Below are 14,470 nucleotides of genomic sequence, written 5' to 3'. Positions count from 1 at the left end.
CAGAATTGATAAGTTTGATGCTATCTGGAGTTGTGCATTAGTCTTACATTTTTTTAATAACATCAAAAAAAGGGTGGGAATGAAATCTATTTTATTCATGCTATTTGTACTTTTCTCAGGTGAAGTAAGTGCAAAAGGTGGATTGTTTAAAGCTTTTGGCAATGCGATGATAGAAGGTGCATCTTCAGAACATTCTGAAGAGTATTACAAGCAAAGACAACAGGAAGAAGCAAAACGGAAAGCAGAGCAAGAAGCTTGGTTGAAAAAACAGCAAGCTGAAGAAGCAGCAGCTAAAAAGCTCAAAGAAAAACTACTGAGCGACGACCCGAGTAAATCGACTATCGAGATTTTTAAAGATGGAGGTTTCCAGACAAGAAGCTACTACGTTCTCAACGGAGAGCTCAAAGTGCTTGAGACTTTTTATAACGGGAAATTGCACGGTAAATACCAAAGATTTTCCCACACTGGTGAAACGCTGGCAGATCTGACCTATGAGAATGGAGAGATTGTTGAAGGCATTCAAGTAATCACAGATGCTATACGCGATACTCAGCGCTACGAAGAGATGCGAGAACAGCCCAACTTGAAGACAAAATTTTGGGATGTTGGTGGCTCCTCCACAATGGTTATGACTTTGAAAAAGTCCGGAGAGGATATCTTCATAAGTTTTGCGTGCTATGACAAAGAGGCGAACCAAGAAAAGACTGTAAGGTACAAAAATGACACCCTGGATGGGATTCAAGAGAAATATGTTCAAGGACGACTCTATGAAATGGTAACGTACGTCAATGGTATAAAAGAGGGGGATAGTATCTCCTATGATTACATGGGACGACTTGATTCTAAAAAAACCTTTAAGAATGGCAAAGAAGAGGGACTTGCCACATTCTACTATCCCGACGGGAAACTCCGTGCAACAGTACAGTACAAGGATGGACTACGTGTCAGCGATGCCCACTATTTGGCATCAGGCAAAGTCATCAATAAACGTGAGTATAAAGATGGCCATCTTACGGATGGGGTGCATCGGTATTACGAGATTAAAGATGGAAAAGAGACACATGCCTACAAAATAGAGACCTATAAAGATGGAGAGTTGAATGGTGACTATAAATCTTATAACTGGGAAAACAAGCTACAGGAAGAAGGTCCGTACCAAAATGGCAAGAAACATGGCATGTGGAAAAAATATAGCTATTCTCACGTAAGCCGTAAATACGAGCTTGCTACAGAAGGTGAATATCAAGATGACAAGAAACACGGGCTGTGGAAAATGTATAAATACTCTTACGAAAACCGTAAAAACGAGCTCGCTACAGAAGGCGAATACCAAAATGAGAAAAAATATGGAGTATGGAAAACATACCGACAAAATAATGGAAAAAATTACCTTGCCACAGAAACAACGTACAACGTAAACGAAAAGAAAGATGGCATGGAGAGAGAGTTCGATCCGCAAACCGGCGCTGTGACGTCAATTACTGAATGGAAAGACGGAACTCTCATTGCAAAAACAAAGATATAAGGAGGAAAACATCAAATGAAAACAATCAAATTAATAAGCATCCTGCTATTTGCATTATTTACATTATCAACATTGAACGGCTGTTCTAAAGATACGATGGAAGAAATGCAAAGTCTACCTGAAGGGCTTTATATCCATACCGGGGGCAAGTATGTACCAGTTGAAAATTTTAAAGCTGGCTTCGAACAATCGCGCATTATTGACCACTCAACAACTTACCAGCAATATAAAAACAATAAACTGCCGGAGATAACCTATTTGACAACGCAATCGGGCGACTCAGTATTGACGGTATTGCCAGAGCTCGCCAAGTTTAAAAATGTCGACGGTATTGTCTACAATAAATCCCGCTATCTAATGATAGGGTTGTCCCAAGTTGTTCCATTTGATTTAAAAGATAAAGCCCTTGCACCAAATTCAGCTCCCCTGGTAGAGCATCAGCGTGGCTTCTTGCTGGAATCTTCAGACAACAAGTTTGTTACTCTCGGCAAAAGTGAAGGTGGAAATACTTTTGAATTGAAAAATAAAACATCACCGGAAGAAGCTCCTCTCAAGGTTCCGGCAGGTATTTACTATGTTCTGGGTTACATGTTTGAAATCATCGAATAGAAGTTTTTCTAGTTTGTAGTACCAGCGGCCGGACAATCGCGCCCGGCACGCCATTTTTCATTTATACATTCTCAACAAATAATGTTCTTCCACAATCCTTACAGACTTTCAGACGCTTATTACTTGATTGAACGTATTTCTTTCAATATATGAGATAAATGAGAAGTCCGTTCCCCCTATGAACCGCTCAGTAGCGGTCCAGGACCGTCCCGTTGCTATCAACAACGGAGTGTTTGAAGCGCAGGCCGTTTGCCGTTGTGCCTTCAAACTGCGTCGAAAAGGCGCTATCTTCAATGGGCGCGGTGATCGTCTGGAGATACTGCCCTTTCCCGTCGTAGATCTTGATGACGACCGTCCCCGTTTCACAGGTAGACGAACCGTTGATCGTAACGACCTTGATCTGCGGGACCTCTGCGTATTTGACGGCATAGACGGCACATTTGTCCACCGCCAGCAGTGACACGGCAAGTCCGAGAATGAGTACGAGCTTTTTCATGCTATCCCCCTTTTTGACTATTATATATCAATATCTACAAGTATAGGGAAAATCACTTTAGATTTTAAAAACCCCTCCGCACCGGGGCGAGGAGAGGTCTACTGTCCGCAGCTGCCCGAAGTACCCTGCGCGTTTCCGCCTTCGAGGTCCAGGGTCACGGTGATGCCGTCACCCGTCTCCGCTTTGGAGAAGCCGTAGCCCCTGAACGCGGCGATGGTCTCCAGGTTCTTCGCCTCCTGCTCGCGTTCGACGATCATGCAGAGCGTCTTGCCGCCGTACCCGTTGAGGGTCGCTTTCATCTGGTGCATGGCGTCGGGGATGGGCAGGCCACGGCGCGGGTCAAGCGGCATGCCGCGGGTGTCAAGGACGCCCTCTTTCATGTTCAGCGGGACGCGGTACTCCCCCATCAGGCGCTGCGAAGAGGCTTTCCAGCCCGCCTTGTCGAGATCCCCGCGGCCGAACAGCGCGCAGTGGCAGGTGCCGTACTCGTCGATCTCGTCGTCGATAAACTCGCAGGGGCAGCACATCTGCTTGTCGAGCTTCGCGTCCCCCGAGGGTTCGAAGCAGGGGCAGTAGCGCTTGCCGAAGGTCGCCTCCATCTCGCTCAGCCACACTTCGAGGTTCTTGCTCATCATCAGGCTCGGGTTGATGGCATACCCTTTCTGCGCGGCGTACTTCACGATCCAGCGGTGCTGTTTTTTGACCGCGTCGCGGTACTTCCAGTAGTCTTTCATGAACCCAATCATCATTTTTAGCATATTCAATCCTTTTTGCAAAGCAATTATACTGCGTCAATGTTAGAGAAATGCCCTTGTTTGCGCGGGTTTTGGAGCCCGAAAATTTCCTTGACGCAAACGGCGAAAAGCGGAGTAAAATGCCGAAATAATATATCCGTCTAAAGGACACATCACCCCAATGGCGAACCTCGTCATCAACAAACGGGAACTCAAACCCTTCGGCCTCAAAGCCAAACCTATTCTCGAAAAATACCTGGCCAAAGTCAACGTCGATATCAGCGACTACACCTTCGCCGCCAACTATATCTGGCTGGGCAACAGCAGCGGTTTTTATGCCGTCATCAACAAATGTTTCTGTCTCTTTGTCATGACGGGAGGGGAGCTGACGATGCTGCTGCCGCCCATCGGGAAAAAAAAGAACGTCGACAAGGCGATCGTGCAGTGTTTCGAGATCATGAACGCGAACAACTCATCGCCCTACTACGCCCGTATCGACTACGTGCAGGCCTCGACCGTCGAAGAGTTCATCCAGAGCGAAGACGAAGCGCAGAGCATGTTCGAAATGCTCGAACACTACATCCTCGAGAAGAAGCTCGTCGATTACGTCTACGAGGTCGACAAACTGATCGAGCTGCGCGGCAACAGCTACCACACGAAGCGCACCGAGATCAACCGTTTCCGCAACTCCTACCCCGATGCCTATGTCGAGGAGCTCGACAGCGAGAAGCATTTTGACGGCATCATGGCGCTGTTCAACAAATGGGTTTCGGACCGGGTGAAATACATGCCCAAAGAGGAGGCGGAAGTCTTCCTCGAGGGGATCCACCAGGAGCGCCATGCCGTCAAGCGGATGCTCAAGCATTACGAAGCACTCCAGCTGACGGGACTTGTCATTTATATCGAGGGGGAGATCAAGGGGTTTACGGCAGGCGAACGCATCAGCAACGACACCGCCTGTGTCATCATCGAAAAGACCGATTTCGAGGTGATGGGGTGTGCGCAGTATATCTTCCGCGAATTTTCGAAACTGCTCAAAGAGAAGTACGGTATCGCCTACATCAACGTCGGTGATGACATGGGATTTGAGAACCTCAAGAAGGTGAAGATGTCCTACCGTCCCTACAAGCTTGTTCCCAAGTTCACGATCTATCAGAAGTAAAGGCCATGCTCAGAACCGCTACCCCCAATGATCTTGACGCGCTGCTCGCGATCGAGAACACGATGTTCGACCCTGCCGTGTACGACCGCCTTTGCGAACAGAACTTTGCAAGACTGCTGAACAAGCCAAGCAGCGTGCTGTACGTCTGGGAAGAGGACGGCAGCGTCGTCGGCTATGCGCTGGGAATAGTCGTCGCGCGGAAACGCATCTGGTTCAACTCCCTTGCCGTGCTCAAGGCCTGGCAGTCTACCGAGGCTGCCAAACGCCTTTTTGCCGCCATCGAAGTGTATGCATTGACCCACGCGCTGGAAACGATCATCCTTGAAATCCGGGAGGACAACCGCGCCCTTCTTCGCCGCTACACGGGCATGGGCTACTGCGAATGGAAACGCATCCCCGGCTACTATCCCGACGGCAGCAGTGCCATCCGGATGCTCAAAAAGATGCAGACGAAATGAGCGGTATCCGCGGCGAAGATCCCTCCCCGGACGACCGTCGGCACACCTTCTTCGTACGCCCCGCCGTCGCTGCCGACACGGCGGCGCTCACTGCACTGGAGACGACGGTGTTCTCCGCCGACAACTACCCCCTATCGCGGCGCGCGTTCTACTATCACATCCGGCAGAACCTGCTCCTTGTCGCCTGCACCGATGACGGCACCGTCGCGGGCTATATCCTGACACTGATCCGTCGGCGGGTACCGAAAATCTATTCGCTGGCGGTCGCCCCCGGATTCCGAAACCGCGGTGTGGCTGCGAAGCTGTTGGAGCAGGCCCTGCATGAAGCGGCATTGCGCGGCTTCGAACACATGACCCTCGAAGTGCGAAGCGACAGCCCCGCTGCCATTGCCCTCTACCGGCGCTACGGATTCGAAACGCTCAGAACGCTCAACGCCTTCTACCGCGACGGCTGTGATGCCTATCTCATGCAGCGCTGACATGCTATGTGACACTATAAAAAAATCGGGGACTGTTTAGAGAAGAAGCTGTTCCGGGAAGCCCCGGAAAGCGGAAGTGTTTCTGCGCTTACGCGAAGATACTGATCATAACACCCGCCGCAACGGCGGAACCGATGACACCCGCAACGTTCGGGCCCATCGCATGCATGAGCAGCATGTTGTTGCGGTCGTATTCCATACCGACTTTGTTGGAGACACGTGCCGCCATCGGAACGGCGGAAACTCCTGCCGAACCGATAAGCGGGTTGATCTTCGTCCCCGGGAAGAGGTTCATGATCTTCGCCATGATAACCCCCGCGGCCGTACCGACGGAGAAGGCGACCAGGCCCAGGGCCAGGATCGCCAGGGTATCAGCGACGAGGAACTGGTCCGCGGCGAGCTTGGAACCGACGCCGAGGCCGAGGAAGATCGTGACGATGTTGATCAGGGCGTTCTGCAGCGTATCGGAGAGACGCTCGACGACACCGGACTCTTTCAGGAAGTTACCGAAAGCGAACGCACCGATCAGCGGCGTGGAGTCCGGAAGGACCAGGATCGCCAGGACAAGGACCATGATCGGGAAGATCAGTTTCTCCATGCGGCTGACGTGGCGCAGGGTCGTCATCTTGATCTTACGCTCTTTGGCGTTGGTGAGCGCCTTCATGATCGGCGGCTGGATGATCGGTACCAGTGCCATATAGGAGTATGACGCGACCGCGATCGCCCCCAGCAGTTCCGGCGCCAGTTTCGTCGCAATATAGATCGATGTCGGGCCGTCCGCACCGCCGATGATGGAGATGGCGGATGCCTGCTGCAGCGTAAAGTCAAAGAGGTCCGTGTACTGTGACAGCGCGACCGCCCCGACGAGGGTCCCGAAGATCCCGAACTGCGCAGCACCGCCGAGCAGCGCCGTTTTCGGGTTGGAGAGCAGCGGGCCGAAGTCTGTCATCGCCCCGACACCCATAAAGATAATGATCGGGAAGAGCTCGTTCGCGAGGCCCGCCTGGTAGATAACGCCAAGGAAGCCGTGCGGCCCGGCGATGTCCGCGACGGGGATGTTCGAGAGCAGGCCCCCGAAGCCGATCGGCAGCAGGAGCAGCGGCTCAAAGCCTTTGGCGATCGCCAGGTAGAAGAGGACGAAAGCGACCAGGATCATGATGACGCGTCCCCACCCTTTGTGGAAATCGCTCATCGGTTTACCCAGGGCACTCATCTCGTCCGGGTTCGGATAGAGGATCGCGTAGACACCGGTGGACTTGGCAAAGTTGGTCAGGAGGTGACCGATGCTGTGCGACTCGTAGGCCTTTTGTTCCACCGCCGGCGCCTCATGCGCGGCATGGGCATCGGATGCCGACGCCGACACGGCGCCGAACAGCGACAATGCCAGCAGCAGTTTGATAAACAGCGTTCTCATCCGCTTATCCGATTACCGCGACAACCTGGCCTTCGACGACCTTATCGTTGACGTTGACGTTGATGGACTTGATAACGCCGCCGCGCGGTGCAAGGACATCGATCTCCATTTTCATGGATTCAAGGATCATGATCTTTTCGCCTTCCGCGACGCTCTGGCCCGGGTTGGCAACGACTTTCCAGACGTTACCCGGCAGCAGTGCCTTGATCTCTTCGCCTTCACCGGCCGGTGCCGCTGCAGATGCTGCGGCTTCGCCCTGAACCGCTGTCACCTGGATGTTTGCATCGCCCTCGGCGACCTGAACGCTGAATTTCTGACCGTCGACGACGACTGTGTAGTTTCCTGAACCCATACCTTGACACTCCTCTTTTTCGTTTTGCATTTCGGAAAGTTTGCGGACGTTGACTTCCGCTTCACCTTTAAGGAAGGTGATCCCTTTTTCATCACAGGCAGCTGCGATGAAGATGTTCTCTTCAGTGGTTTCGATCCCCTCTTCTTCAAGACGCTTGGTCCAGAAGGCGACGGATTTCTTTTCGTCTTTGTCGGCGAGATCGATCGCCTTTTCCGTTGTCGGCTCGAGTCCGAGCTGCTCCGCGGCGATCTTGACGACCTCGGCATCCGGCGCCACCGGCGTCTTGCCGAAGTAGCCCAGGACCATGCGGCCGTAACCCGGTGCAATCTTGTTCCACGGCCCCATCAGGGTATTGTTGAGCGCCTGCTGGAAATAGAACTGGGAAACCGGGGTGACGGAGGTGCCGTAGCCGCCCTTTTCGACAACTTCGCGCATCGCGAGGATCGCATCGTGGAACTTGTCCATCATGTTGTTGTCGCGCAGCATCTGCGTGTTCGCCGTGAGGGCGCCGCCCGGCATCGGGGAGAACTGGATCAGCGGCTCGACCATGGTCGCTTCCGGCGGGATGAAGTAGTCCGCCAGACACTCTTTGAGGGTCGCTTCGTATTTGAGGATCTTCTCGAAATCGAAGCCGAAATCGTAATCCTTACCCTTGATGGCGTGCATCATCACGAGCAGGTCCGGCTGGCTCGTACCGCCGGAGACCGGGTGAGCGGCGGCATCGATACCGTCCGCGCCCGCTTCGAGGGCTGCGAGGTTCTGCGCGACGCTGATACCGGCAGTTTCCTGCGTATGCAGGCGGATATGTGTCCCTTCCGGCAGCAGTCTGCGTGCCATTTTGATCGTCTCATAGACTTTCTGCGGGTTGGCCGTACCGGTGGCGTCCTTGAAACAGACGGAGTCGTACGGGATCTCCGCATCGAGGATGTCACGGAGGATCTTCTCGTAGAACTCTACGGTGTGCGCACCTTCACAACCCGGAGGGAGGTCCATCATCGTCACGACGACTTCGTGCTTCAGGCCGTGGTTGACGATGCTGCGGCCGCTGTCAATGAGGTTGTTCACATCGTTGAGGGCATCGAAGTTGCGGATCGTTGTCGTCCCGTGCTTTTTGAACATCTTTGCGTGCAGGTCGACCAGCTCGCGGCTGCCCGTGTCGAGCATCACCGTGTTGACCCCCCGCGCCAGCGTCTGCAGGTTCGCATCGGGACCGACGATCTCGCGGAATTTGTCCATGTTGTCAAAAGCGTTCTCGTTGAGGTAGAAATAAGGCACCTGGAAGCGTGCGCCCCCGCCGAACTCGAAGTGGGTGATCCCCGCCTCTTTTGCCGCTTCGACTGCCGGCAGGAAGTCGTTCAGCAGTACCCGTCCGCCGAAAACGGACTGAAAGCCGTCGCGGAACGTCGTATCCATCACGTCAATGAATTTTTTCGCCATGCCAATCCTTACTTTGTGTTGTGGTGGTGAATGGCCGCAGCAATCGCCGCCACCTTCTTCAGTTTATCCGCCGCTGCCGGAGCGGACTTTCCCGACTCTGCCGCCTGCGGTTCCGGGAAATAGCGGTGAATGATCTTTGACATGACATTCATCGCAAAAATCATCAGCGTGAGGAACAAAAAGACGATGCCCATACCGAGCACCATGAATTTGAGCCCCTCGGCTACGAGGTTCACTTCCATGATCTACCCTTGTTACAGTTTTGAAAGCCTGCGCCTTCATAAAATTACTCGGCCTATAGTATAGAAAAGAAGATAAAAATCGTATGATACTACCGAAAAATCCCATCTCCCTAAGCCTGGACTGTTACCATACACCGCCATCGGTTTTTGAGCCCTACAGGGATTTCAGAGGTCCGCTTTGCTACAATCACGCAAATATTTTTGGAGAACGCTATGGATTTGAGCAAAATCGGTTACGGAGAAAACCCGGACAAAGTCAAAGCGGTGATCGAGATCCCTTACGGGTCCAACATCAAGTATGAAATTGAAAAAGAGAGCGGTGCCGTCGTCGTCGACCGCGTCATGCACTCTGCGATGTACTATCCGGCCAACTACGGCTTTGTCAACAAGACCCTTTCCCAGGACGGCGACCCGGCTGACGTCCTCGTCCTGACCGAGTACCCGATGCAGGCCGGTTCCGTCGTGAACTGCCGCCTGATCGGTGTTCTGATCATGGAAGACGAAAGCGGTATCGACGAGAAACTGCTGGCCGTGCCGGTCTCCAAGATCGACCCGACTTTCGAAGAGATCCAGGATATCGACGACCTGCCGAAGCACACCCTGGCGAAGATCAAAAACTTCTTCGAAACCTACAAAGCGCTCGAGCCGGGCAAATGGGTCAAGGTCAAAGACTACCAGAACAAAGCTGCGGCGACCAAAATCCTCCAAGACGCCATCGAGAACGCCTAAGCAGTGCTCTTCGGTCTTTTCGAACAGGACCTCATTGCCGTCGCCCTCCTCGGGGTGGTGGCGAACTTCATTTTTTCTTTCCTTTTCAGCTGGCACCTTATGCAGAATATCGGTATGGAAACCATGCTGGAAACCCGCGGAAAAAAACCACAGGGATGGTTCTCGGGGCTCAGCCTCGCCGTCCCCTTTGCAAAGATGGTGCTGACGCTCTACCGCGTCGCCGTTTTGCAACTCTATTTCCTGAACCGGGGCTACAGTTACCGGGACTACTGGGTCTACCTCACCCGGGATGAAAGCGAGCAACCATGAATCCGACCAATCCTCCCCTCGACGGGGACACCAACCTGCTTATCTGGGGGGTCACCTTCGGCGTCTTGATCGTCGTCGCCCTCGTCCTTGCCTTTTTCAACCGCGACAGGGGCTGAACGCAACCGTACCGATTCACCCGATCTCCTGATACAATAGGTGTATGGAATTCGACGCGCACCATACCCTGGGGATCGACACGACCTTCAGGCATTTTGACAGCAGCAGCAGCGGCCTGAGTACGGCTGAAGCCGAGGTGCGCCTGTTGCGCGACGGCCCCAACGCCCTCCCGGTCGCCCCGCCTATTCCCCTGCTGCGCATCATCTTTTCCCAGTTCAAAAACCCCATCATCCTCATCCTGCTCGTCGCCGCGCTGATCAGCTTCGGCATCGGCGAAAACCTCGACGCCGGATTTATCCTCGCCGTGCTGATCATCAACGCCGCCATCGGGACGGTGCTCGAACACAGCGCCGACCGGCAGGCCCATGCCCTGCGGCACAGTGTCAGGACCCTGGCGAAGGTGCTGCGCGACGGCAAAGAGGAGCTCATCGATGCCGCGGGGCTCGCCCTGGGCGATATCGTCGTGATCGAGAGCGGGGACAAGGTCCCGGCCGACCTCCGGCTCCTCCACACCTATCACCTCTCCGCCGACGAGTCGCTGCTGACCGGCGAATCCCTGGAAGTCGGCAAGGATGCGATGGCCATTTTCGATGACCCCGACCTCCCCCTGGGTGACCGCAGCAACATGCTCTTCGCCGGGACCTACATCACCAGCGGGCGGGCCAGGGGTATCGTCAGCGCCGTCGGGCTGCATACGCAGATCGGGCGGATCGCCGAACTCCTCATCGGCAGGTCGGCCGTCAAGGTCCCCCTCATCGCGCGCCTGGAAACCTTTTCGCTCAAGATCGCGGCCGCCGTCGGCGTCATCTCCCTGCTGATCATCGCACTGTCGCTCTTCCGGGGGACCCCGCTGCTCGAGGTCTTCTTCCTCACGGTCGCCCTCTTCGTCTCCGCCGTTCCCGAAGGGCTTCCCGTCGCCATCACCGTCGCGCTTGCCTCGGCGGCGGTCGCCATGTCCCGGCGCAACGTCATCGTCCGCAAACTCCCGGCCATCGAAGCGCTGGGCTCTTGCACCCTCATCGCCACCGACAAGACGGGGACGCTGACCCAGAACCGGCTCAGCGTCGAATCTTTTGAGGGGGCGGCAGACGCGGTAAAGGCACTCGAAGCAATCGTCATCGCCAACGAAGCCTACCGCAACCGACAGGGAACGTTCGGCGGCGACCAGGTCGACGTCGCCCTGGCCCTGTACGCCCAGCGGCAAAACGAGACCGTACTGGAGCGGATGGAGTATCCGAAAACCGATCTCATCCCCTATGAGCCCGCGCAGAAATATTCCGGTGCCGTGATCGAGACGGAGACGGGCTACTTCGCCGCCATCAAAGGCTCGCCCGAAGTCATCCTCGCGGTCTGCAGCATCGCCCCTTCCGAACGCGACGCGCTGCTCGCAGAGGTCAACAGCCTGGCCCGGGAGGGGTACCGCCTCATCGGGGTCGCCTACGCCGATACGACGACGCCGCACCTCCAAGAAGCCATGGCATCAAAACGCTTCGTCTGGGCGGGCCTTGCCGCCATCACCGACCCCCTGCGCGACGGCGTGGAAACCTCGCTTGCCCACTGCCACGAAGCCGGTATCACCGTCGTCATGGTCACGGGCGACCACCCCGAAACGGCGCTGCATATCGCCAAACGGCTCAACATGGCAGCGGGGATGGAACAGGTGATGGACGGGGAGGCGCTCAGCCACTGGTATGAGAACGGCGGCGACCCGCATGCCCTGGCCGACATCCGCGTCTTCGCCCGCGTCTCGCCGGAGCAGAAGCTTCAGATCGTCCGCGCCTTCCAGGGGCTGGGGCACTATGTCGCCGTCACCGGCGACGGCGTCAATGACGCCCCGGCGCTCAAAAGCGCCCATATCGGCATCGCGATGGGAAAATCCGGCACAGACGTGGCCAAAGAGAACGCAGACCTGATCCTCACCGACGATGCGTTTACCTCGATCGTGGGCGGGGTCGAAGAGGGGCGCCGCGCCTATGACAACATCCGCAAGGTCATTCACCTGCTCATCTCCACCGGGCTGGCGGAGATCATCCTCGTGCTGCTCTCCCTGGCCTTCGCCACCCCCGTGCCCCTGCTGCCCATCCACCTGCTCTGGCTCAACCTCGTCACCAACGGTATTCAGGACGTCGCCCTGGGGCTGGAACCGGCCGAACCGCACGTGCTCAAACGCGGTCCGCGCCCGCCCAAAGAGCCCATTTTCAACGCCCTGATGATCCAGCGGATCGTCCTGGGCGCAGCCTATATGGGGTTGATCGGTTTCGGGGTCTTCTATACGCTGCTCGCCCAGGGCGTCCCGATAGAGTCCGCGCGCAATGACACCCTGCTGCTGATGGTCCTTTTTGAGAACCTGCACGCGTTCAACAGCCGGAGCGAAACGCGCTACCTCTTCAAAATCAGCCATTTCAAGAACCTGCTGCTGCCGCTCTCGATCATTGCCGCGCAAGCCGTCCATATCGCCGCCATGCAGCTTCCCTGGACGCAGCAACTGCTCTCGCTGGAACCGGTGTCACTGCAGGTCTGGAGGGAACTGCTGCTGTTTGCATTTGGATTGGTGGTCGTGATGGAGGCGGAGAAGTTCGTCCGCCTGAGGAGAAAGTAGGGCTTTACGCCGCGGCGTAAAGCGCTGTTTCACGGGCGATCAGGAGATCGCCGAGGAAAAAATAGGCCTCTTTCCAGGCGCTCAGCACCTCATCCGTCGCCGCCTCGCCGAGCACTTCTTTCACGGCGGTGAGCAGCGATACCCCGACGACGGGGTAGTGTTCGGGCTGTACGCCGGCACGCACATGCGACTGCGCCATCTTCTCAAGGGCGTCGCCGAGGAACTCCAGCTTTTCGATATTGGCCGCATAGGCACCGACCGCCGCAGCCAGTTTCTTGTGCTGGTCCGGCGATGCGTCTTTGAAGAGCACCTGCGTTTCCGGGTAGTGCTCGAAAAGAATTTCATACATCCTTTCCGTAATCGCTTCCGCATTTTCCGCGACGGGCTTTGCCGTCGCCTTGATAATCTCGATCGTCTCTTGGGACAGACTCATGGTCAAACTCCTTTGTCGTCTTTATCACGCGGCGGCCGGGGGCGGTGCCGCGTCTGTCGGTCTACTTCGTCGCGAACTTGTAATCAAGCTGGAGCCACGCTTTGGTCACGTCGTTGCCCGTATCGCCCTTGGAGTAGAAGGCCGCCTTCGCCAGGAAGGCGAGGTCCTTGACGCCCGGAACACTGTTCGCGTACATGACGTCGAACTCGCTTCCGAGGTCCTTATTCACGCCGGAGAGCGCATCGAACTTGTGGTAGATGCCCAGCACTTTCCCGAAGCCCGGCGCGGCGTAGCCGAGCTTGACGCTCAGGTCGGCAAGACCGTCGTTGTTGCTGCCGGCCGTGCGCCCGAGAAAGACGTCCGCCCACCCCTGGAACTTGTGCAGGGTCGCCAGCGGGGTCGTGAAGCCCTTGGTACTGCTGCCGGAGGCGTCGCCGAGCACCTCGTACTCCGCCCCGGCAATGAGGCCGGAGATGTTCGCCCCCAGGGCGACGTCATAGTAGGAGGCGTCGATCTTCGGGGCGGTGTCGAGGGCATAGTCGAGCGTCGCATCCGTCTGCATCGCATAGGAAGCCGCGTAATCGAACTTGATCCCCTCGACCGGTACGACGCCGCTGACGCGCACGCCGTAGGTATCGTGGATATCGGCCAGCATATAGTCAAACAGGCTGACGGTGAGCGCATCCCCCGCCTTGTAGTTGACGTTGAGCAGCGCCGATCCCGTATCGGTCGTCGGGTTGCTATTGACCCCCTGGTAGCCGTAGACCCATGCGCCCAGCAGCGTCAGCCCTTCGACGGACTTGTTGACAACCGTCACCGTATCGTAGGCACGCTCCATCTGGCGCCAGCCGACGGTCCCCACGAAGCGCTGGTCGTCGAGGTTGACAAAGGAACGCCCCGCGAGCAGGGTCGTGTCCGCCGCCGTGTAGGCCAGGTAACCCTCGGTCAGGATCGCCTGCTGGGGGTCGAGGATCAGGTCATACGTTGCATCCTGCGGCGCGTAGTCGTTGTAGCCGAAGTTGTTGACCGAGGTCATCCCCACTTTGGCGGTGAGCCCTTCGAGGCCGAGGAGCGTCCCTTCGACAGCCAGGCGCGTCCGGGCCGTAAAGGCGTTGGCCGTATCGAGGCCGTTATCCTTCACATCCGCCATCTCGTAGCGCGGGCGGATCTCCCCGCTCACCTTCATACCGTCCAAAATCGCAATACTCTCTTCGGCTGCCGCCGCCGTATTCATTCCGGCAATCATCAACGGCGCTGCCGCCAGGGATATCATCCATTTTTTCATATAGTTATTCCTTTAGTTATTCGTGCGAGGGTGTACCTCTGGGCAACGCCGCGCCGTTTGAGCGGAGCTCCACAGAAATACGCCGGGGCG

The 14,470-nt window shown here is 55.9% G+C and carries 15 protein-coding genes; 8 read left to right on the top strand and 7 right to left on the bottom strand.

All coding sequences use genetic code 11. The annotated features are described in order from the left end of the window. Positions 1-79: 79 nt before the first annotated feature. Positions 80-1,525: a hypothetical protein gene (locus WCX18_RS03660; RefSeq protein ID WP_345989680.1), complete on the top strand. Its 1,446-nt coding sequence runs from the start codon at positions 80-82 to the stop codon at positions 1,523-1,525. Between the two features lie 15 nt (positions 1,526-1,540). Then, a complete protein-coding gene (locus WCX18_RS03655) occupies positions 1,541-2,134 on the top strand; it encodes a hypothetical protein (RefSeq protein ID WP_345989677.1) in 594 nt (197 codons plus the stop codon). A gap of 187 nt (positions 2,135-2,321) precedes the next feature. Here WCX18_RS03655 and WCX18_RS03650 read toward each other — a convergent pair whose 3' ends face one another. After that, positions 2,322-2,630 (bottom strand): hypothetical protein, encoded by a 309-nt coding sequence (locus WCX18_RS03650; protein ID WP_345989675.1) that lies wholly within the window; start codon positions 2,628-2,630, stop codon positions 2,322-2,324. A gap of 98 nt (positions 2,631-2,728) precedes the next feature. Beyond that, entirely contained in the window at positions 2,729-3,388 is a 660-nt protein-coding gene (locus WCX18_RS03645) for a ferredoxin-thioredoxin reductase catalytic domain-containing protein (protein ID WP_345989673.1), read from the bottom strand. 157 nt (positions 3,389-3,545) lie between these two features. Between WCX18_RS03645 and WCX18_RS03640 the strand changes: the two genes are divergently transcribed. From WCX18_RS03640 to WCX18_RS03630, 3 genes are read left to right on the top strand one after another with little or no spacing between them, the layout of a single operon-like run. Beyond that, positions 3,546-4,526 (top strand): phosphatidylglycerol lysyltransferase domain-containing protein, encoded by a 981-nt coding sequence (locus tag WCX18_RS03640; RefSeq protein WP_345989670.1) that lies wholly within the window; start codon positions 3,546-3,548, stop codon positions 4,524-4,526. Between the two features lie 5 nt (positions 4,527-4,531). Beyond that, positions 4,532-4,984, top strand: a complete 453-nt coding sequence (locus tag WCX18_RS03635; RefSeq protein WP_345989668.1) for a GNAT family N-acetyltransferase — start codon at positions 4,532-4,534, stop codon at positions 4,982-4,984. Next, positions 4,981-5,463, top strand: a complete 483-nt coding sequence (locus WCX18_RS03630; RefSeq protein WP_345989666.1) for an N-acetyltransferase — start codon at positions 4,981-4,983, stop codon at positions 5,461-5,463. Before WCX18_RS03635 ends, WCX18_RS03630 begins: the two co-directional genes overlap by 4 nt. Positions 5,464-5,551: 88 nt before the next feature. Here WCX18_RS03630 and WCX18_RS03625 read toward each other — a convergent pair whose 3' ends face one another. From WCX18_RS03625 to WCX18_RS03615, 3 genes are read right to left on the bottom strand one after another with little or no spacing between them, the layout of a single operon-like run. Continuing rightward, complete coding sequence (locus WCX18_RS03625; RefSeq protein WP_345989665.1) at positions 5,552-6,877, bottom strand: sodium ion-translocating decarboxylase subunit beta; 1,326 nt, start codon at positions 6,875-6,877, stop codon at positions 5,552-5,554. A 4-nt stretch (positions 6,878-6,881) separates the two neighbouring features. Beyond that, the gene (locus WCX18_RS03620) at positions 6,882-8,666 is read right to left on the bottom strand and encodes a biotin/lipoyl-containing protein (RefSeq protein WP_345989664.1); all 1,785 of its coding nucleotides are present in this window, start codon (positions 8,664-8,666) and stop codon (positions 6,882-6,884) included. An 8-nt stretch (positions 8,667-8,674) separates the two neighbouring features. Beyond that, positions 8,675-8,908: an OadG family transporter subunit gene (locus WCX18_RS03615; RefSeq protein WP_345989662.1), complete on the bottom strand. Its 234-nt coding sequence runs from the start codon at positions 8,906-8,908 to the stop codon at positions 8,675-8,677. A 213-nt stretch (positions 8,909-9,121) separates the two neighbouring features. Here WCX18_RS03615 and ppa point away from each other — a divergent pair, with 213 nt between their 5' ends. The 3 genes from ppa (at position 9,122) to WCX18_RS03600 (ending at position 12,662) form a co-directional block, all read left to right on the top strand. Then, positions 9,122-9,637 carry an inorganic diphosphatase gene (ppa, locus tag WCX18_RS03610; protein ID WP_345986233.1) on the top strand — a complete coding sequence of 172 codons (516 nt, stop codon included), beginning with the start codon at positions 9,122-9,124 and terminating at the stop codon, positions 9,635-9,637. 3 nt (positions 9,638-9,640) lie between these two features. Then, entirely contained in the window at positions 9,641-9,946 is a 306-nt protein-coding gene (locus tag WCX18_RS03605; protein WP_345989660.1) for a hypothetical protein, read from the top strand. A gap of 160 nt (positions 9,947-10,106) precedes the next feature. Further along, positions 10,107-12,662, top strand: a complete 2,556-nt coding sequence (locus WCX18_RS03600; protein WP_345989657.1) for an HAD-IC family P-type ATPase — start codon at positions 10,107-10,109, stop codon at positions 12,660-12,662. A 4-nt stretch (positions 12,663-12,666) separates the two neighbouring features. Here the strand turns inward: WCX18_RS03600 and WCX18_RS03595 are convergent, their stop codons facing one another. Then, positions 12,667-13,095 carry a globin domain-containing protein gene (locus tag WCX18_RS03595; protein WP_345989655.1) on the bottom strand — a complete coding sequence of 143 codons (429 nt, stop codon included), beginning with the start codon at positions 13,093-13,095 and terminating at the stop codon, positions 12,667-12,669. Positions 13,096-13,156: 61 nt separating this feature from the next. Beyond that, complete coding sequence (locus WCX18_RS03590; protein ID WP_345989652.1) at positions 13,157-14,380, bottom strand: hypothetical protein; 1,224 nt, start codon at positions 14,378-14,380, stop codon at positions 13,157-13,159. Positions 14,381-14,470 lie beyond the last annotated feature (90 nt).

The organism is Sulfurimonas sp. HSL1-2 (genome assembly GCF_039645565.1).
Classification (GTDB): Bacteria; Campylobacterota; Campylobacteria; order Campylobacterales; family Sulfurimonadaceae; genus Thiomicrolovo; species Thiomicrolovo zhangzhouensis.
This window is presented reverse-complemented; position numbering and strand designations above follow the sequence as displayed.

Bases quoted from the DNA above. Each gene is read 5' to 3' on its own strand.
- WCX18_RS03660 (WP_345989680.1), top strand. From the start codon at position 80: ATGAAATCTATTTTATTCATGCTATTTGTACTTTTCTCAGGTGAAGTA.
- WCX18_RS03655 (WP_345989677.1), top strand. From the start codon at position 1,541: ATGAAAACAATCAAATTAATAAGCATCCTGCTATTTGCATTATTTACA.
- WCX18_RS03650 (WP_345989675.1), bottom strand. From the start codon at position 2,630: ATGAAAAAGCTCGTACTCATTCTCGGACTTGCCGTGTCACTGCTGGCG.
- WCX18_RS03645 (WP_345989673.1), bottom strand. From the start codon at position 3,388: ATGCTAAAAATGATGATTGGGTTCATGAAAGACTACTGGAAGTACCGC.
- WCX18_RS03640 (WP_345989670.1), top strand. From the start codon at position 3,546: ATGGCGAACCTCGTCATCAACAAACGGGAACTCAAACCCTTCGGCCTC.
- WCX18_RS03635 (WP_345989668.1), top strand. From the start codon at position 4,532: ATGCTCAGAACCGCTACCCCCAATGATCTTGACGCGCTGCTCGCGATC.
- WCX18_RS03630 (WP_345989666.1), top strand. From the start codon at position 4,981: ATGAGCGGTATCCGCGGCGAAGATCCCTCCCCGGACGACCGTCGGCAC.
- WCX18_RS03625 (WP_345989665.1), bottom strand. From the start codon at position 6,877: ATGAGAACGCTGTTTATCAAACTGCTGCTGGCATTGTCGCTGTTCGGC.
- WCX18_RS03620 (WP_345989664.1), bottom strand. From the start codon at position 8,666: ATGGCGAAAAAATTCATTGACGTGATGGATACGACGTTCCGCGACGGC.
- WCX18_RS03615 (WP_345989662.1), bottom strand. From the start codon at position 8,908: ATGGAAGTGAACCTCGTAGCCGAGGGGCTCAAATTCATGGTGCTCGGT.
- ppa (WP_345986233.1), top strand. From the start codon at position 9,122: ATGGATTTGAGCAAAATCGGTTACGGAGAAAACCCGGACAAAGTCAAA.
- WCX18_RS03600 (WP_345989657.1), top strand. From the start codon at position 10,107: ATGGAATTCGACGCGCACCATACCCTGGGGATCGACACGACCTTCAGG.
- WCX18_RS03595 (WP_345989655.1), bottom strand. From the start codon at position 13,095: ATGAGTCTGTCCCAAGAGACGATCGAGATTATCAAGGCGACGGCAAAG.
- WCX18_RS03590 (WP_345989652.1), bottom strand. From the start codon at position 14,380: ATGAAAAAATGGATGATATCCCTGGCGGCAGCGCCGTTGATGATTGCC.